The organism is Affinirhizobium straminoryzae (assembly GCF_007004135.1).
Taxonomy (GTDB): domain Bacteria; phylum Pseudomonadota; class Alphaproteobacteria; order Rhizobiales; family Rhizobiaceae; genus Neorhizobium; species Neorhizobium straminoryzae.
Genome location: NZ_VJMG01000010.1, coordinates 138,046 through 155,080 on the forward strand (window position 1 = coordinate 138,046; position 17,035 = coordinate 155,080).

Sequence of the window (17,035 nt, forward strand, 5' to 3'; positions counted from 1 at the left end):
GATGGCAAGCTCCGCACACAGCATCAAGGCGGTGGCACCAGCCACCGCCCGTCCGTCCACCGGGACGTTGCGCCGCCGCTCGCCGCGGATGCGCAGCGCCTTCCCCTACCTCCTGGTCGCGCCAGCCGTTCTCTACCTGCTGGCCATCACCCTCTATCCCGGTATCTTTGCAATCTACCAGAGCCTGTTCGTGGTCCGCTTCGTGAAATGGACCTGGGCCGGCCTCGATAATTACGAGCGCATCCTGCAGGACGCCGAGTTCTGGGCGGCGCTGTGGAATACGATCATTGTCGGCGGCCTGTCGCTCGGCCTGCAGACGGTGATTGCGCTGGCGCTCGCCTATTTTGCCTATCGCGATCCCCTCATCCGTGGCTGGCGGATCATCTATCTGATGCCGATGCTGTTCATGCCCTCGGCGGTTGCCTTCATGTGGAAGCTTGCCTTCAACGACGGGCGCGTGATCTCCGACCTCCTGATGACGATCGGGCTCACCCACGGCAATGTCGACTGGCTGGCCTCGGTCTGGCTGGCGCGGCTGACGCTGATCGTCGCCGATGTCTGGCAGTGGACGCCGTTCCTGTTCATCATCTTCGTCGCGGCCCTGCAGGGCCAGGACCAGGAAATCGAAGAGGCTGCGCGGCTGGATGGTGCCTCCTGGCCGGCAATCTTCTGGAACATCTCGCTGCCGATGATGCGGCCGGTCATCGTGGTGGCCGTCACGCTGCGCGGCATCGATATCACCACCATGTTCACCAATGTCTACATCATGACGCAGGGCTCGCCCGGCGGCGCGACGGAGACCATGAGCTTCTTCATCTATCGCCAGGGCTTCCGCATGTTCAATTTCGGCTATGCCTCCGCCGCCTCCGTGCTGATGCTGGCGATGACGATCCTGATTGCCCAGACACTCGTGAAGCGGGCCTTCCGCTCGGGGAGGAGCTGAGATGGCCTCCGTTCGTCGTGACCGAAGCGAACGCCTGTGGCTTCGCTATCTGATCCTCGGCTCCTGGGCGATCGTGTGTCTGGCGCCCATGCTGTGGTTTCTCACCATCGGCTTTCGTCCGCGCACGGAAATCATCGTGCCACACCCGATCTACTGGCCAAGCTGGAGTCTGGACGCCTGGCGTCTGCTGGTGAGCGACTGGCCGATTGCCAGCTACCTGCGCAATTCCGTCGTGGCCGTCGCCGGCTCGGTCGTCATCGATCTCGTGCTCGCGATCCCCGCCGCCTATGCGCTGTCGCGCTACGAGTTCAGGGGCCGCGAGGATATCGGGTTCTACATCCTCTCGACCCGTATGATGGCACCCGCCATCGTCGCCGTGCCGATCTTCTTCCTGTTCAAGAACATTGGTCTTCTCGACACGGTCTGGGCGCTGATGCTGGTCTATGCCGCCATCAATCTCAGCCTGGTGACCTGGATCATCCGCAGCTACATGCTGGATATTCCGAAGGAGCTGGAAGACGCAGCCCGCACCGACGGCGCCGGCGACCTGACGATCCTTCGGGAAATCATCATCCCCGCCTGCCTTCCCGGCATCATCACCGCAGCCGTCATCGCAGCGATCTTCGCGATCAACGAATTCCTGTTCACGCTGCTGATCGCCTCCACCTCGAAGGCCTACACCATGTCCGTTGCGCTGGCGAATTTCACCGGCGGTTCGGACGGCATCATCTACAACGCAATTGCGCTCGTCTCCTTCCTCGCCTTCGTGCCGATCCTGATCGTCGTGATCCTGATCCAGAAGCACCTGTCGCGCGGGTTGACGATGGGTGCGGTGAAAGGTTGAACCATGGCTTCCATTCAGCTCAACAATATCGTCAAGCGCTTCGGCTCCTTTGTCGGCGTGGAGAACATGTCGCTCGACATCGCCGACGAGGAGTTCCTCGTGCTGCTCGGCCCCTCCGGCTGCGGCAAGACCACGACGATGCGCATGATCGCCGGTCTGGAACATCCGACCGGTGGCCAGATCGTCATCGGTGGCGAAGTGGTCAATGAGATCGACGCCCGCGACCGTGACGTGGCCATGGTCTTCCAAGGCTACGCGCTCTATCCGAACATGTCGATCTACGACAACATCCGCTTCCCCTTGCGCATGCGCAAGGTGCCGGCGGACCAGCACGACCGGCTGATCCGCCGGGCGGCCGAGATGGTGGAGCTTGGCGCCTTTCTGGATCGCAAACCAGGCGCGCTTTCGGGCGGCCAGCGGCAGCGTGCAGCGCTGGCGCGCGCGGTGGTGCGCGAGCCGCAGGTCTTCCTGATGGACGAGCCACTGTCCAACCTCGATGCGAAGCTGCGCGCCAGCATGCGGGTGCAGATCAAGCACATGCAGCGGCAGCTGAAGGTCACCACCGTCTACGTCACCCACGATCAGATCGAGGCCATGACGCTGGCGGACCGGATCGTCATCATGAATCGCGGCATCATCCAGCAGGTCGGCACACCGGACGAGATCTATTCCGACCCGGCCAATACCTTCGTCGCCGGCTTCATCGGATCACCTCCCATGAACCTGCTGGCGGGCGAGGCGCGCGACGGCATCTTCCGGAGCGAAGGCATCGAGGTTCCCTGCCCCCGCACCGTCACCGGCAGCGTCACGCTCGGCATCCGGCCAGAGGACTGCACGGTCGGCGGCGGACATCTGCAAGGCATGGTCTATGGCGTCGAGCCGACCGGGGACATCACCTATCTGACCGTCCAGACCGGCAAGCGCGCCGTGGAGATCAAGGCGGCCCGCGATTTCCGAGCGCCGATCGACACGCCCATTTCGATTGGCTTCGATCTGTCGCGCCTCTATTTCTTCTCCGAGAACGGCGAGCGCATCCGGAGGCCTGCATGACCACCCGCTTCGATTATTCCTGCATGGGCTTTTACACCTTCGATGCGCTCTGCCGGCCCGTCACACAGATCGCACCGGGCGGCGGCACCTACTTCGTCGAGGATTTCACGATGGCGGTCTCGGGTGCCGCCGGCTCCGCCTCGATCGTCGCGGCCAAGCACGGGCTGCGCGTTCAGGCGGCCGGTGGCGTCGGGGAAGACGACATGGGCGACTGGGTGCTGATGAAGCTGAAATCCTTCGGCATCGATACCGGGCTGATGGCGCGCTGCCCCACGTTTTCCACGTCTTCCTCCATCGTCACCACACGACCGGACGGAGCACGCCCAGCGCTCCACAAGCGCGGCGCGACTGACGGCTTCTTCATCGATGACGATCAGCTCGAACGCCTGCTCGATACCCGCATCCTGCATGTCGGCGGCGTCGGCCTGATGAACCGGATGGACGATACGGGCCGCACGCGCGAGGTGATGGCGGAGGCAAAGCGGCGGGGCGTCATCACCACGCTCGACGTCTTTGCCTCGACGGCCGACGATTTGCCCAAGGTCGCACAGCTGCTGCCCTATACCGATTACTTCCTGCCCTCGGAGGAGGAAGCTCAGGCTCTTTCGGGCCTCAGCGACAACCGGGATCTCGCCCGGTTCCTGCTGGATCAGGGGGCAGGCTGCATCATCCTGACGCTCGGGGCAAACGGCGCCTATTACTGCAGCCGCGACGGACAGGAATTTCATACGCCGGCCTTCCAGGTGGATGTAAAATGCACCTGCGGCTGCGGCGACTGCTTCAATGGCGGCTTTGCGACCGGCTTGATCAAGGGCCTGCCGGCGGAACAGTGCGTGGAACTGGCGCAGGCCTCGTCGGCACAGAACGCCACCGGGCTCGGCAGTCAGGCAGGGGTCAGGGATTACGCACACACCCTGGAGTTCATCCGTTCGACACGACGGCATCAGGGTCTGGAGGCTTTCGTGCCGGCTCTCACCACGGTATAAGAAGCCTCTCGGGAAGGGAGTGAATGCTGTGAATCTGATGCCCATCCGTCCGGATCCGACCACGCTGCGGGAGGTGTTGCGCGGCGTGCGCCACGTGTTGCGCAGCGGCCGCAAGTCCCTGCAGGATGTGGGCGCGATGGAAAACCTGCCGGAACCGGCGGCACGGCTTGCCAGAACGCTGATCGGCGATGTCGATGATCTCGCCCGCGGGCTGGACGGCATGGCCTCCAGGATTGCCGGCAAGGTAATTCCGTCCAACGGTTCGCCCGTCACGCCCTTTGCCGAATTCAACGCCCATCCGCAGGGCGATGCGCCTTTTGCCGTCGTGGCCTATGAGGCCCTGAAGAAGGCCGTGCGCCACCTTCACGCCCGCAATGCCTTCATCAGCGAGGCCGCCGCACGCGCGGCCTTCCAGCGCATGCGCCAGTCGGCCGCGCCGGGACAGCCGGCGGAGGCCTCCGCAGCCGTTCTGCTTCTGGCCATGCTCGATCTGCGCGTGGTGCGCGCCGAGACGCTGACCGCAGAAACCCGTCTCAAGGCAGCGGACGTGGATGTTCTCGCGAGTTTTTCGGTGCTTCTGTGGCTGCTGGCAGATCGCTCGGACGCAGATCACGACATGGCGCTGCTCTCGGCCTGCGAACTTTCCCAGGCACTGGCCGATGGCATTCTTCAGGCCTCCGCAAGTCGCGACGTCGATGCACTGCGCCGGCTGTTCGAACGGTATGCCGTCAATGTCTGACCTGCCCCTTCTCCGGGTCGCGCTGCCGCCGACCAACCAGCCACTGCGCCTGGCCGTGCGCCGTTTCCGCTGGTTCAAGCTTGCCTTCCACGCCCATACGGAGGCAGCCGGCCGGCATCTCGGCTGCATCTTCGCGGTGGACGACGAAACGCTGGCGGATGTCTTTGTCCGCTGGCTGGAGGCCATCGACCGGCAGAACCCGCGCGACAAGGCGAGGCGCCGTGCCTTCTTCGAATTTGCCGCCTGCCTGATGCTGCGCGAACTGATTTCCGATCTGCCGGTTGCCAGAACCTCGGAGCCGAGCCGTGAAACGGGATCGGCCGGCGCCTTCTGGCCCGAAGGCTATGCCTGCACGATGTTCTGCCTGTCGATCCATGCTGCCGCCATGAAGCAGGAATTCAACCTCGACGTCGATATCAGCCCGAGCGTGGACGATCTTCGAAGCTGGTGGTCTTTCAAGGAAAATTCGGCGGAGAACCGCAGCTTCCCGGCCGGCTTCCTGCAAAAGCTTCTCGGCCACGAACCGAACTGGTCGATGCCCGACGTTTTTCGTGCGCAATTGTAGCCCCTGCCGGTCCTCCGGGAGGAAATTGCGTCCGCCGCCAAGGCGGCACCGTGCCCATTTTCCCGAACGAAATTCCATCACGCGGACGGATATGATGCCTGCATCGGCAAGATGAAGCGCGGCAGTTACCGCGCCACCTGCTCCATGGCCGTTCTGACGGAGGCAGCATCACCGAGACCGGCCACCACGCCGTGCATGTCGTCGCCATCGATCCCGGCCCAGCGCAGGCAGTCGGTGAACTTGGCCCGCTTTTCCTCATCCGTCAGCGGGCAGGCGATCGATCCCTTCGCGTGAAGCCTCTCGGCGTGCAGAATGCGGCCGTCCTGCAGCGTGATGGAAACCTTGTGTGGCAGACGCTCGACACCGCGCTCTTCCTCGGGACTATAGGCGTCCATGGCAATCTTTGCCATGTGCGTGCGCACTGCAGATCTCGACACCGCTTCCGGCGTGAAGTCGGACAATGACAATCGGCCCTGCAACAGGGCAACCGCGAGGCAGTACTGCATCGAAAAGCGCGCCTGCATCTCGTCGGCCGGGTCAGGATAGGCGAGATTATCGCGGGCGGACCGGCCCACTTTCGTCTCGATGCGGATAACCTCGTCAAGCGAGAAGCCGTGCTCTGCCTGAAGGTCGAGGGCGGCATCGATCGCCCGATGGGTGGAGGCGCAGCAGGGATGCAGCTTGGCCACCAGCCCCCGGGTTTCGATGACATGCGCTCCATCCAGGGGCAAATCCGCCCAGCCGGCCGCCTGATCCCCACCGAACAGGTCGAGAAAGCCCTGGTGTCGCTCCAGAATATCCAGCCGGCCGGTCAGCCCGGCGCGGCTGAGGAGTGCCGCCTCGATCGCATTGCGGGCAGCCATGCCGGCATGAAAGGGTTTTGCGGCCGTTCCGAACTGCCCTTTGGGGCCGGCGGCCATGCTGGCTGCCAGGCTCATGGCCTGCGCGACGCGATCCGCACCGAGCCCCATCAGGCAGGCAACCCCGGCCGCGGCCCCGATGCAGCCCACCGTCGAGGTGCCGTGCCAGCCCCTGTTGTAGTGGGAGGGATTGACCCCGAAGCCAACCGAGGCCTGCGCCTCGAGGCCGGCAAGATAGGCCGCAACGAGCTGATAACCTGAGATCGACGCATTGGCCGTCGCGACCGCCAGGAGCGCCGGCACGAGCACAGCGGAGGCATGGGCGCGGGCCGGATGGAAGTTGTCATCGAAATCAAGGCAATGCGCCGCCGTGGCATTGACCAGCGCGGCAAGCGGTGGCGATGCGCGGCCGCCGGTCACGAGCGACGATGCTCCCTCTGCGCCGATGTCCCCGGCAAAGGCGCTTGCCACCGCCTGCGGCGCGGCGTCCACGGCGCCGGCCAGCATGCAGCCCACCGTATCCGTGATCGCATCGCGTGCCCGCGCCAGCGTGACGGAAGAAAACGTGTTGCGTGACACCACCTGCGCTGCGATCAACTCGAGAACCGTTGCCATTCCATCCAACCCCTGCAAGTCTTCGTTCCGGGCCGCATTGATGGGGAGCGATGCCCGACAGCGCAATCTTATGCAGATTGCGGGTGGTGCTATTCAGTTTGAGGAAGCAGGCATGCGGCAGAACAACGACATAACGATCAGCGTGAAGCACATCCAGACCTATGATGCGATTGCCGCAACCGGCTCAACCATTGCGGCGGCGGCAGACCTCGGCATTTCGCAATCCAATGCCAGCCGTCTTCTGCACCAGCTGGAAGTCTATCTCGGCGTGCGCCTCTTCGAGCGCGACAAGAACCGGCTGTCGATGACCCGCGAGGGCCTGCAGCTCGGCCCGGAAATCCGGGCGATCTCCGACCGGCTGACGGCGCTGAAGGTGACGGCCCGCGAACTGGAACAGGGGCGTTCGCTGGAGATTCCGCTCCGGCTCGCCTTTCCCGCCAGCCTTTCGGTGACGCTGGTGCCGCGCCTGATCAAGCGGTTCCTCACGGACAACGGTCCGGTGCGAATCGAGATCGCCTCCGGCAACTATCTGGCGATCGAGCGTATGGTGGCCGATGGCCAGGCGGATCTGGGCTTCACCCGGCTGCCCTCCCCCACGGCCGGCCTGCGCGAGGAGCATGTCATGCCGTCGCGCAACATCTGCGTGATGCACCGGGATCATCCGCTTGCCGCACAGCAGGCCCTGACGGTGCCGGAACTGAAATCGCATGATCTCATCCTGCTGAACCGCGAGCGGCCCGTGCGCCACGAACTGGAAGCGTTGTTCTACCGGCAGGGGCTGCGCCAGCGGCCGGCAATCGAGGCCCATTCGGTCGGCTGCGCCTGCGCGCTTGCGGCGGAGGGACTGGGCATCGCCATCGTCAGCGCGCTGCTGGCGCGGGAATATGCCACGCTGCCGCTTGCCTTTGTGCCGCTGGAGCCGGCGCTTGGCGTCGACTATGCCATCGTCAGTTCGGACCGGCAGCCGCTGCCGAAATCTGCGGCGCCCCTGTTGCAGTATCTGCGCGAATGGGCATGAGAGGCAGAGGCCGCTTGACGGCATGGCATGAAGGTCCGCGCGCTCCATGATCAATTTCCGACAGCTCGAAGTGCTGAAAACCCTGCTGGCTACCGGCTCGACGATTGCCACCGCCAGAAGCATGGGACTGAGCCAGTCCGGCGTCAGCCGTCTTCTGCAGCAGCTGGAAACGGATCTGTCGCTCCGGCTGTTCGAACGCGACAAAGGCCGGCTGATCCCGACGCCGGAAGCGCATATTCTGGCCCGCGATGCCGAGACCATTCTTCTCGGGCTGAACCGGTTTTCCGGACTGGCGGAGGATCTGCGCAGCGGCGCCAAGGGGCCGGAAGTCGTACGGCTTGGCCTGCCGAGCAGCATGTGGGAAAATTTCGCACCCGCCATGCTGGTCGATTATGCCCGCGATTATCCCACGGTTCGCATCGAAACCTTCTTCGAAACGACCTCGAACATCGCCCGTCTGGTGGAGCAGAAGGTCATCGATTTCGGCTTCCTCCGTCATGAGGACCAGGTGCCGCCCGGCATCGACATGGAGATCGTGGCAACGGGCACCGGCGTCTGCGTGATACCGGAGGATCATCCGCTCACCGCCCTCCGGGAGATCACGCCAAAGGATCTGCGCGGTGTGCCGCTGATCCTGATCGGACGCCAGCGGCCGACCCGCATGCTGCTCGACCAGACCTTCCAGCGCGCCGGCGTGAAGCAGAACGTCAAGATCGAGACGCATACCAACAGTTCGGCCTGCGCCTATGTGGCGCACGGGCTTGGGGTGGCGATCCTCAGCAGTTTCTTCGCCAACCTCTATCGCCATCTGCCCATCGTGCAACGTCCCTTCGTGCCGGTCACGACCCAGGATTTCGCACTGGCAACGCCTTCCGGCACCTCCTCCTCTCTGGCTGCCAAGGCGCTGATGGAAACGCTGAAGCGCCAGATCGCCATTTCGCAGCAACAGACTTCCGCGACCTGAAGCACCGCCCGCGCGGATTGCCGCGAGGGGCGGTCAGACTGCCCGGAATCCGCATCAACATATGACAAAAGCGCATAATATTGCGCCATTTTTGATCAGCCTTCATAGTCTCGGCATAAACAGCCGGTGACTTTGTCAGATCCGGCCCCGCCAATCGCGTTCAGGGGAACCGATGATACGTTTCATACTTCACCGCCTGCTGATGGCGGTCCCTACGCTTGTGATCGTCGCTGTCACGGTCTTTGCGCTGATCCGCTTTATTCCGGGCGATCCGGCCGCCCTGATGCTGGGCGACATGGCAACACCGGACCAGATCGCCGCCATGCGCAGCGATCTCGGGCTCGACAAGTCCATGCCGCAGCAGTTCCTCGTCTGGAGCGGCAATGTGCTGAGCGGCGATTTCGGCCATTCGATCGTCAGCAAGGAAGCGGTCCTGCCGCTCGTCCTGTCGCGTTTCATGGTGTCGGCCGAAATCGTGGTGGTCGCCGTCATCCTGGCAAGCCTGATCGCGGTTCCCGCCGGCGTGATTGCCGCATGGCGGCAGAACAGCCTCACCGACCTTGCCCTTGTCGGCACGGCAACGGTGCTGTTGTCCATCCCCACCTTCTGGCTCGGCCTGCTGCTGCTCTTGTTCTTCGGCCTGAAACTGGGCTGGCTGCCGGTGCTCGGCTATGTCTCGATCGGCGACAACATCGTGGGCGGACTGCTCTATCTGGTTCTGCCGATCATGACGCTGGTCATCCACGAATCCGGCGTGCTGATCCGCATGGCGCGCGCCTCCACGCTGGAGGTGCTGCGCCTGGACTACATTACCCATGCCCGCGCCAAGGGCCTCTCGGAACAGGCGGTTCTATGGAAGCACGCCTTCAAGAATGCCTTCGGCCCGACCTGGACGATGATCGGCCTGATCCTCGGCAACCTGCTCGGCGGCATCGCCGTCATCGAGACGGTCTTCACCATCCCGGGCCTTGGCCGGCTGATGGTGGACAGCATCTTCCAGCGGGACTACCCGGTCATCCAGGGCTGCCTGCTGCTGGTCGCCCTGTCCTACGTGGTCGTCAACCTGATCGTCGACCTGCTTTATCCCCTCTTCGATCCGCGCGTGGTGGCCGAATGAAGTTCTTTTCTCTCAACGGCCTGATCGGCGGCGTCCTGATTGCCGCTCTCCTGATCGTCGCAGCCACCAGCCTGTTCTGGACCCCCTTCGATCCGATGAAGCTCAGCTTCACCGCGCGTCTGGCAGCCCCCGGCGCCCAGCATCTCCTCGGCACCGACGAGTTCGGGCGTGATGTGCTGAGCCGCCTGATGATCGGCGCCCAGGCCAGTGTCTGGATCGGCGGCCTGACGGTCGGCCTCGCGGTCATCGCCGGCACCCTGATCGGCCTGATCAGCGGCTATGCCCGTGGCGTCATCGATGGCGTCATCATGGCCATCAACAATGCGCTTCTCGCCTTTCCCGGCATCCTGCTGGCGCTTGGCCTGCTCGCCGTGTTCGGCGCCAACCAGTACGGCATCATCTTCGCGCTCGGCATTGCCTATACGCCCTCCATGGCGCGTGTGGTGCGCGGCGCCGTGCTTTCGCTGCGCGAACGGGAGTTCATCGAGGCCTCACGGGTGATGGGCAACGGCGAGATCTACACCATGCTGCGGCATATCCTGCCCAACTGCCTGGCGCCGATCACCGTCCTCGCCACCTCCATGTTCGGCTGGGCCATCCTGTCGGAAAGCGCACTCAGCTTCCTCGGCCTCGGCGTACCGCCGCCGGCACCGACCTGGGGCAACATGCTGGCGGCCGGCCGGCCCTTCCTCGAACAGGCGGTCTGGCTCGGGCTGTTTCCCGGCCTCTGCATCGCGCTCACCCTGCTCGGCATCAATCTGCTCGGCGATGCGCTGCGCGACAGGCTCGATCCCCGCATGAGAGGTTTGAAATGACACAGGAAAAGCTTCTCAGCGTCAAAAACCTCTCGCTCGAGATCGCCCGCCGCAGCGCCACCGTCGTCAACGATGTCAGCTTCGACGTGGCGCCCGGCGAGATCTTCGGCATCGTCGGCGAAAGCGGCTCGGGCAAATCGCTGGCGACACGGGCACTCGTCTCGCTGCTGCCGCCGGTGATCCGCCAGACGGCGGGAGAGATCATCTTCAAGGGCCGTGACGTGACCGCCATGAGCGAAAAGGATCTGCGCAGCATGCGCGGCGCCGAAATCGGTCTCGTCTTCCAGGAACCAATGACCTCGCTCAATCCGTCCATGACCATTGGACGGCAGCTGGAGGAAGGTCTTGCCCTGCATAGCCGGGCGACGCAGGACGAGCGACGCACCAAGATCCTCGCCATGCTGCACCGTGTCGGCATCCGCGATCCGGAAGGGGCGCTGACCGCCTATCCACACGAGTTTTCCGGCGGCATGCGCCAGCGCATCATGCTCGCTTCCGTCATGCTCCTGAAGCCGGCCCTGCTGATCGCCGACGAACCGACCACGGCGCTCGATGCCGTCGTGCAGCGCGATGTCATGGAACTGATGGTGGAACTGACGCAGGCGGAAGGAACAGCGGTGGTTCTGATCAGCCATGACCTGCCGATGGTGGCCCGCTACACAAGCCGCATCGTGGTCATGGAAAAGGGCCGGATCGTCGAAGCCGGCAGCACCGAGGACATCCTGGAGCGGCCGCAGCACCCCTATACCCGCAGGCTGCTCTCCTCTCTGCCGATCCGCGGTGCGGCGCGAACGATCGAGACCGCCTCGGCGCCGGTTGTCTCGGCGCGCAACATCGTGGTGGACTATCCCGGCCGCAAGTCGCTTCTCAAGAAGGGGGCGCCCAAGCGGGCCCTGCATGGGGTCTCCATCGACATTCATGCCGGCGAAGTGGTGGCGCTGGTCGGCGGCTCGGGCTCCGGCAAGACCACACTCGGACGCACCATCGCCGGCCTCGTGCGGGAAAGCGGCGGCGAGATCCTGTTCGAAGGCCGGCGGCGGGATATCGACTGGCAGGACTATCGCCTCAACTGCCAGATGGTGTTTCAGGATCCCTATTCGTCGCTCGACCCGCGCATGACGATCCTTTCGCTGGTGGAGGAGGCCCTGCGTCTGGTGCCCGGCATCGACAGGGCCGCCAAGAGGAAGCGGGCCTATGAGACGCTGGAGGAAGTCGGGCTCGGCGCCGACTATGCGCTGCGCTATCCGCACGAACTGTCCGGTGGCCAGCGGCAGCGCGTGGCGATTGCACGCGCGATTGCCCGTCGTCCCCGCTTCCTCATCGCCGACGAGCCGGTCTCGGCGCTTGACGTCACCGTTCGCGCCCAGGTGCTGACGCTCTTTTCCGACCTGCAGAAACGCTACGGCTTTTCCTGCCTGTTCATCAGTCATGACCTCGGCGTGGTCGAACAGGTGGCGGACCGGGTGGTGGTGATGCAGGACGGGCGCATCATCGAGGAAGGCGACCGCGACACGATCTTCGACACCCCGAAACAGGCTTACACCCGTCGCCTGCTCTCGGCCATTCCCGCACTCGATCTCAACGAGACCGGCGGCGTCCGCCTGAAGTGGCGCCTGGAGACCTGACCATGACCGATACCACAACCATCGAGAACACCGCCGTGGCCGAACGGCTGAATGTGGTCTGCGACGCGCACCCCTTCGTCACGCGCTTTGCCATCCGCAATCTTGTCACCGGCGAAACCTTCGAGCGTGGCGCGGACGAAGAGACCCCGTCCGCCAGCACCCGCAAGACATCGATCATGATGGCGGCGCTGAAAGCCGTCCGCGATGGCAGGCTCGATCTGGATGAGCGCATTACCTATGAGGCGCGCTTCGCCGAAGAGGTGGCAAGCGGCATGTTCCGCTACCTGACGCCGGGCATCGTGATTTCGCTGCGCGATGCCATCACCGGCATGATGGTGCTCTCCGACAATGTCTGCACCAAGATGGTGTTCGAACGCCTGACGCTGGAGGAAGTGAACGCCTACTGCCAGGCGATCGGAATGAGCGGTACGCATCACCGTTTTCTCATCCCGCCGCTTGCCCTGTCGCCCGATCACGCCCTGAAATCGGTGACCACCACCACTGCGCGCGACCAGATGCTGCTGCTTGAGTGGATCCTCGACGCGCAGACCTCGGCTGCCGCAGCCGAACGGCTCGGCGTGACGCCAGAGCTTGCGGCCTATGCCCTGCAGACGCTGAAAAACCAGATCCTGCGCTACGCCATTCCGTCGCGCCTGCCCTTCGGCACCGTGGTCGCGCACAAGGGCGGCACCGGCAAGCGCGGACGAATGAATGCCGGCATCGTCTACCGCGACGGAAAGCCCTTCTACATCATCGCCGCCTTCACCGACGCGGTGCCCCAGGAAATGGCGGATGGAACACCGGGCTACACGCTGTCGCTCGAAACCATCGGCCGCCTGTCCCGCATCTGCTGGGACGGCTTTCACGCCTGACATTTCCGGAACAACGAACAACAGAGAGGGTAGAACACATGAAAAGCTTACTTCTGGCCGGCACCATTCTGATGGCGCTGACCTCGGCCTCCGTCGCCCGCGACATTGTCATTGCCCAGAGTTCGGACCTGCGCAGCAACAATCCCGGCGTCAACCGTGACGGCAATACCGACGGCGTGATCCTTCACATCGTCGAGGGGCTGGTGGGCTATGCCAACAATGGCGAAGTGAAGCCGCTGCTGGCTGAAAGCATTGCCATGTCCGCCGATGGCCTGACCTACACTTTCAAGCTGCGCCCGGACGTGAAATTCCACAATGGCAAGGCCCTCACCGCCGACGAGGTTGTCTGGAACTGGAACCGCTACATGGATCCGGCCACCAAATGGACCTGCATCAAGGACTTCGATGGCAGCGGCACCGTGAAGGTGACCGGCATCCAGGCAACCGATGCCACGACGGTGGTGATGACGCTGGAAAAGCCCTCGGCCGTCTTCCTCGGCCTGATGTCCCGCCCGGAATGCGGCTATACCGGCATCATTGCGCGGGAATCGCTGGCGGCCGACGGTTCGTTCGACAAGCCGATCGGCACCGGCCCCTTCCAGTGGGACGCGTGGAAGAAGGGCGAATACATCCACCTCAGCAAGTTTGCCGGCTATGCCTCGCCGGCCAATGACGGCAAGCCGGATGGCATGGTGGGCTCCAAACGGCCGCTCGTGGATGGCATCAAGTTCATGGTCATTCCGGATGCCTCCACGGTGAAGGCCGGCCTGCAATCGGGCGTGCTCGACACGGCGGAAATTTCTCCCGATCTCATCCCGGAATTCGAGAAGAGCGATAAGACCAAGGTCATCATCTCCCAGAACAACGGCAAGAACCTGTTCTATATTCAGACCCGCGATCCGGTGCTCGGCAAGCCGGGCGTTCGCCGCGCCATGGCCATGGCGCTCGACCTCGACGAACTGGTGGCCGCCGCTTCAAACGGAACCGGCAAGCCGAACGGCTCGATGGTCTCGTCGGACTCGGTCTATTTCAGCGATGTCCAAAAGAAGCGCCTGCCGCATGATCTGGCAGCCGCCAAGAAGGAACTGGCGGCCTCCGGCTACAAGGGCGAACCGATCAGCATCATCGCCAACAAGCGCGGCAATGTCCCGAGCTTCCCCGCCGCCGTCATCGCCCAGGCGATGCTGCAGCAGATTGGCCTCAACGTGCAGATCGAGGTGCTGGACTATGCCACGCAGGTGGACCGCCGCCGCTCGGGCAACTACCAGATCATCTCGCAATCGGTGGCCCCGCGTCTCGATCCCGCGCTGATGTACAGCTTCTACACCGGCGACAAGGACAAGAACGCCTCCCTGATGTGGGACAATCCGAAGGCGATCGCGCTGATGAAGGCCGCCTACACGGAAATCGACGGCAAGAAGCGGCAGGCGATCTTCGACGAGTTCCATGAACTCATGCTTGAGGATATGCCGGGCATCTTCCTCTACGACATGGTCGATGTCTGGGGTGCGGCCAAGTCGCTGAAGGGACAGCCCGTCTGGCAGTCCAATGCGCGGCTCTGGGAAGTCTCCTTCGACAAGTAAGCCTCTCTAAAAATGAGGGTGCCGCAACCGTCAGGCGGCACCCATCCGCCTGTCCGGATGGCCAACAGCCTGCTTTCCACGCTCCCCGCCATCCCGTCTCCCCAAGGATACACCATGCCCGACATGCCCGCCCTCGACGCGCTGACCCGATCCATCGACAGTCTGGCGCCCGACATCGTGACACTCAGCGACCGGATCTGGGATTTTGCCGAACTGAAGTTCCAGGAATTCCGCTCCGCCGACCTGCTGATCGGCGCGCTCAGACAGAACGGCTTTACGGTGCGCCAGGACATTGCCGGCATGAAGACCGCCTTCATCGGCGAATTCGGCGAGGGCAAGCCGGTCATCGCCTTTCTCGGTGAATATGATGCACTGGCGGGCATGAGCCAGGAGCCGGATGTGGACTATCCGGCAGAGCAGACACCCGGCGCCAGCGGCCATGGCTGCGGCCACAATCTTCTCGGCTGCGGATCGCTTCTCGCCGCCATTGCGCTGGCGCGGCATCTCGCCGAACACAAGCTGCCGGGAACCGTGCGCTACTACGGCTGCCCCGGCGAGGAAGGGGGCTCGGGCAAGACCTTCATGGTGCGCGCCGGCGCCTTCGCCGATGTCGATGCCGCGCTCACCTGGCATCCCGCGCCCTTCAACGGGGTGCGCTCGACCAACAATCTCGCCGTGCTTGAATATTACTACCGGTTCAAGGGCACGGCCGCCCATGCCGCCAATGCAGCCCATCTCGGCCGTTCGGCGCTCGACGCCGTCGAACTGATGAATGTCGGCGTCAACTTCCTGCGCGAGCACATGCCGCAGGATTGCCGGGTGCACTATGCCATCACCGATGCCGGCGGACGGGCGGCCAATGTCGTGCAGGCCAGGGCCGAGGTCCTCTATCTGGTGCGTGCTCCCGAAATGTCGCAGGCGCTGGCGCTTGCCGAGCGGGTCAACCAGGTGGCGCAGGGTGCCGCCATGATGACCGGAACGGAAGTCGAGATCGTGTTCGACACGGCCGCCACCAACCTGCTGCCGAATCTGGCGCTGGAAGCGGCGATCCACGCCAATCTGGTATCGCTTGGTCCCGTTCCCTTCGATGAGGCCGATCTCGATTTTGCCCGCAGGATCCAGGCAACCTTCACGCGTGAAGCCATCAGGAGCAGTCTCCGGCTCTACCAGATCGACCGCGACGTCTTCTCCAACGAGAAGATCGACGGATCAACCCCGCTGCATCTCGGCCTGCGCGACTTCGAGGGTCGCTCGCATTTCCGCGCCGGCTCCACCGATGTCGGCGACGTCAGCCGGGTGACACCGACCGCACAGTGCTGGGCTCCGACCTGGGCCATCGGCACCAATCCGCATACCTGGCAGGTCGTGGCGCAGGGACGCAGCCCCGGCGCCCACAAGGCCATGATCCACGCCGCCAAGGCACTGGCGACCACCGGCCTCGATCTGCTGACCTCGCCGGCTCTGCTGGCAAAGGTCCAGGCGGAATGGTCCGAAAAGATCAGCCAGGAACCCTATGTCTGCCCGATCCCGGACCATATCCAGCCGGATGTCGCCTGAAAAACAAGCCCGGACGTCGCGGGCGTCCGGGCCTTGCATCGCAGCACACGGCCCTTCGGGCACCGGCCTCAGACCGTTGCCGCCGTCCGCTCGTGCAGGGCCAGAAGGTCACCATAGCAGGAGGTGTTGCTGGCGAGCACCGGCTTGCCGGTAAACAATTCCTCGCCCTCGGCCGGATAGGGCATGAACGCGCCACCGGCTTCCTTCACCAGGCAGAAACCCGCCATGCAATCCCAGGCGCGCATGTGCGGTTCGTAGTAGCCGACGAGACGCCCGGCCGCGACATAGGCAAGCATCAGTGCACCGGAACCGTTGCGGATGAAGCTGCCGCCCTGTTCCATCAGATCCGCCACGATGCGGCCCACCCGCTCGGCCGTGACATAGTTGTTGCAGCCGATCCCCGTCAGCGCATTCTGGAGATTGCGCGCGGGATCGAGCCGCAGCACCTGACCATTGAGCGTCGTCCCCTTACCTTCGGCCGCAGCATAGAGTTCGTCCATGCAGGGCACCTGGATCACGCCGATGACCGGCAGGCCATCACGGAGAACCGCGATGGAGACACACCAGCTCGGCATGCCGTTGACGAAGGGAGCCGTTCCATCGATGGGATCCACCACCCAGGTGTAACCGGACCGGCCTTCCCTGAAACCGTGTTCCTCGCCCAGGAACCCGTCATCCGGAAAGGCGGCAGCCACACGCTCACGCAGAAGCGTTTCGACATTGCGGTCGGCAATCGACACCACATCCTGCGGGTCGCGCTTCGTCTCGATCACCAGGCTGTCGCGCCGGTTGAAGTAATCGAGCGCCATGGCCCCGGCCTCGACCGCCAACGCCCTTGCCCGTTCGAAGCGTTGTTCGAGGCCGTCATTCTGTCCTGTCATG

At 63.9% G+C, this 17,035-nt stretch carries 16 protein-coding genes; 14 read left to right on the plus strand and 2 right to left on the minus strand.

Annotated features, from left to right (window positions below; genetic code table 11):
• Position 1: 1 nt before the first annotated feature.
• From FNA46_RS04765 to FNA46_RS04790, 6 genes are read left to right on the plus strand one after another with little or no spacing between them, the layout of a single operon-like run.
• A complete protein-coding gene (locus FNA46_RS04765) occupies positions 2 to 943 on the plus strand; it encodes a carbohydrate ABC transporter permease (RefSeq protein WP_142881190.1) in 942 nt (313 codons plus the stop codon).
• A gap of 1 nt (position 944) precedes the next feature.
• Positions 945 to 1,787, plus strand: coding sequence for a carbohydrate ABC transporter permease (locus tag FNA46_RS04770; protein WP_142881191.1), 843 nt, complete (start codon positions 945 to 947; stop codon positions 1,785 to 1,787).
• Between the two features lie 3 nt (positions 1,788 to 1,790).
• A complete protein-coding gene (locus tag FNA46_RS04775) occupies positions 1,791 to 2,837 on the plus strand; it encodes an ABC transporter ATP-binding protein (RefSeq protein ID WP_142881192.1) in 1,047 nt (348 codons plus the stop codon).
• Complete coding sequence (locus FNA46_RS04780; RefSeq protein ID WP_142881193.1) at positions 2,834 to 3,823, plus strand: carbohydrate kinase family protein; 990 nt, start codon at positions 2,834 to 2,836, stop codon at positions 3,821 to 3,823. Before FNA46_RS04775 ends, FNA46_RS04780 begins: the two co-directional genes overlap by 4 nt.
• A 28-nt stretch (positions 3,824 to 3,851) precedes the next feature.
• Positions 3,852 to 4,562, plus strand: coding sequence for a hypothetical protein (locus FNA46_RS04785; RefSeq protein ID WP_142881194.1), 711 nt, complete (start codon positions 3,852 to 3,854; stop codon positions 4,560 to 4,562).
• Positions 4,555 to 5,127: a hypothetical protein gene (locus tag FNA46_RS04790; RefSeq protein ID WP_142881195.1), complete on the plus strand. Its 573-nt coding sequence runs from the start codon at positions 4,555 to 4,557 to the stop codon at positions 5,125 to 5,127. Before FNA46_RS04785 ends, FNA46_RS04790 begins: the two co-directional genes overlap by 8 nt.
• Before the next feature lie 125 nt (positions 5,128 to 5,252).
• Here the strand turns inward: FNA46_RS04790 and FNA46_RS04795 are convergent, their stop codons facing one another.
• Complete coding sequence (locus FNA46_RS04795) at positions 5,253 to 6,602, minus strand: MmgE/PrpD family protein (RefSeq protein WP_142881196.1); 1,350 nt, start codon at positions 6,600 to 6,602, stop codon at positions 5,253 to 5,255.
• Between the two features lie 112 nt (positions 6,603 to 6,714).
• Here FNA46_RS04795 and FNA46_RS04800 point away from each other — a divergent pair, with 112 nt between their 5' ends.
• The 8 genes from FNA46_RS04800 (at position 6,715) to FNA46_RS04835 (ending at position 16,153) form a co-directional block, all read left to right on the plus strand.
• Positions 6,715 to 7,620, plus strand: a complete 906-nt coding sequence (locus FNA46_RS04800) for a LysR family transcriptional regulator (RefSeq protein ID WP_425468666.1) — start codon at positions 6,715 to 6,717, stop codon at positions 7,618 to 7,620.
• Positions 7,621 to 7,669: 49 nt separating this feature from the next.
• Complete coding sequence (locus tag FNA46_RS04805; protein ID WP_143124059.1) at positions 7,670 to 8,584, plus strand: LysR family transcriptional regulator; 915 nt, start codon at positions 7,670 to 7,672, stop codon at positions 8,582 to 8,584.
• A gap of 172 nt (positions 8,585 to 8,756) precedes the next feature.
• Entirely contained in the window at positions 8,757 to 9,701 is a 945-nt protein-coding gene (locus FNA46_RS04810; RefSeq protein WP_142881198.1) for an ABC transporter permease, read from the plus strand.
• Complete coding sequence (locus FNA46_RS04815; protein WP_142881199.1) at positions 9,698 to 10,516, plus strand: ABC transporter permease; 819 nt, start codon at positions 9,698 to 9,700, stop codon at positions 10,514 to 10,516. The genes FNA46_RS04810 and FNA46_RS04815 overlap by 4 nt, the downstream gene beginning before the upstream one ends.
• A complete protein-coding gene (locus tag FNA46_RS04820; protein ID WP_142881200.1) occupies positions 10,513 to 12,141 on the plus strand; it encodes an ABC transporter ATP-binding protein in 1,629 nt (542 codons plus the stop codon). Before FNA46_RS04815 ends, FNA46_RS04820 begins: the two co-directional genes overlap by 4 nt.
• Positions 12,142 to 12,143: 2 nt before the next feature.
• Complete coding sequence (locus FNA46_RS04825; protein ID WP_142881201.1) at positions 12,144 to 13,013, plus strand: serine hydrolase; 870 nt, start codon at positions 12,144 to 12,146, stop codon at positions 13,011 to 13,013.
• Between the two features lie 38 nt (positions 13,014 to 13,051).
• Positions 13,052 to 14,596: an ABC transporter substrate-binding protein gene (locus FNA46_RS04830; RefSeq protein WP_142881202.1), complete on the plus strand. Its 1,545-nt coding sequence runs from the start codon at positions 13,052 to 13,054 to the stop codon at positions 14,594 to 14,596.
• 114 nt (positions 14,597 to 14,710) lie between these two features.
• Positions 14,711 to 16,153 carry a M20 family metallopeptidase gene (locus FNA46_RS04835; protein ID WP_142881203.1) on the plus strand — a complete coding sequence of 481 codons (1,443 nt, stop codon included), beginning with the start codon at positions 14,711 to 14,713 and terminating at the stop codon, positions 16,151 to 16,153.
• Between the two features lie 68 nt (positions 16,154 to 16,221).
• On the opposite strand, the gene FNA46_RS04840 is transcribed toward FNA46_RS04835, so the two are convergent.
• Entirely contained in the window at positions 16,222 to 17,034 is an 813-nt protein-coding gene (locus tag FNA46_RS04840; protein ID WP_142881204.1) for an inositol monophosphatase family protein, read from the minus strand.
• Position 17,035 lies beyond the last annotated feature (1 nt).

Coding starts and splice junctions, on each gene's coding strand:
- FNA46_RS04770 (WP_142881191.1), top strand. CDS start 945: ATGGCCTCCGTTCGTCGTGACCGAAGCGAACGCCTGTGGCTTCGCTAT.
- FNA46_RS04780 (WP_142881193.1), top strand. CDS start 2,834: ATGACCACCCGCTTCGATTATTCCTGCATGGGCTTTTACACCTTCGAT.
- FNA46_RS04830 (WP_142881202.1), top strand. CDS start 13,052: ATGAAAAGCTTACTTCTGGCCGGCACCATTCTGATGGCGCTGACCTCG.
- FNA46_RS04800 (WP_425468666.1), top strand. CDS start 6,715: ATGCGGCAGAACAACGACATAACGATCAGCGTGAAGCACATCCAGACC.
- FNA46_RS04765 (WP_142881190.1), top strand. CDS start 2: ATGGCAAGCTCCGCACACAGCATCAAGGCGGTGGCACCAGCCACCGCC.
- FNA46_RS04775 (WP_142881192.1), top strand. CDS start 1,791: ATGGCTTCCATTCAGCTCAACAATATCGTCAAGCGCTTCGGCTCCTTT.
- FNA46_RS04810 (WP_142881198.1), top strand. CDS start 8,757: ATGATACGTTTCATACTTCACCGCCTGCTGATGGCGGTCCCTACGCTT.
- FNA46_RS04815 (WP_142881199.1), top strand. CDS start 9,698: ATGAAGTTCTTTTCTCTCAACGGCCTGATCGGCGGCGTCCTGATTGCC.
- FNA46_RS04795 (WP_142881196.1), bottom strand. CDS start 6,602: ATGGCAACGGTTCTCGAGTTGATCGCAGCGCAGGTGGTGTCACGCAAC.
- FNA46_RS04820 (WP_142881200.1), top strand. CDS start 10,513: ATGACACAGGAAAAGCTTCTCAGCGTCAAAAACCTCTCGCTCGAGATC.
- FNA46_RS04835 (WP_142881203.1), top strand. CDS start 14,711: ATGCCCGACATGCCCGCCCTCGACGCGCTGACCCGATCCATCGACAGT.
- FNA46_RS04790 (WP_142881195.1), top strand. CDS start 4,555: ATGTCTGACCTGCCCCTTCTCCGGGTCGCGCTGCCGCCGACCAACCAG.
- FNA46_RS04840 (WP_142881204.1), bottom strand. CDS start 17,034: ATGACAGGACAGAATGACGGCCTCGAACAACGCTTCGAACGGGCAAGG.
- FNA46_RS04825 (WP_142881201.1), top strand. CDS start 12,144: ATGACCGATACCACAACCATCGAGAACACCGCCGTGGCCGAACGGCTG.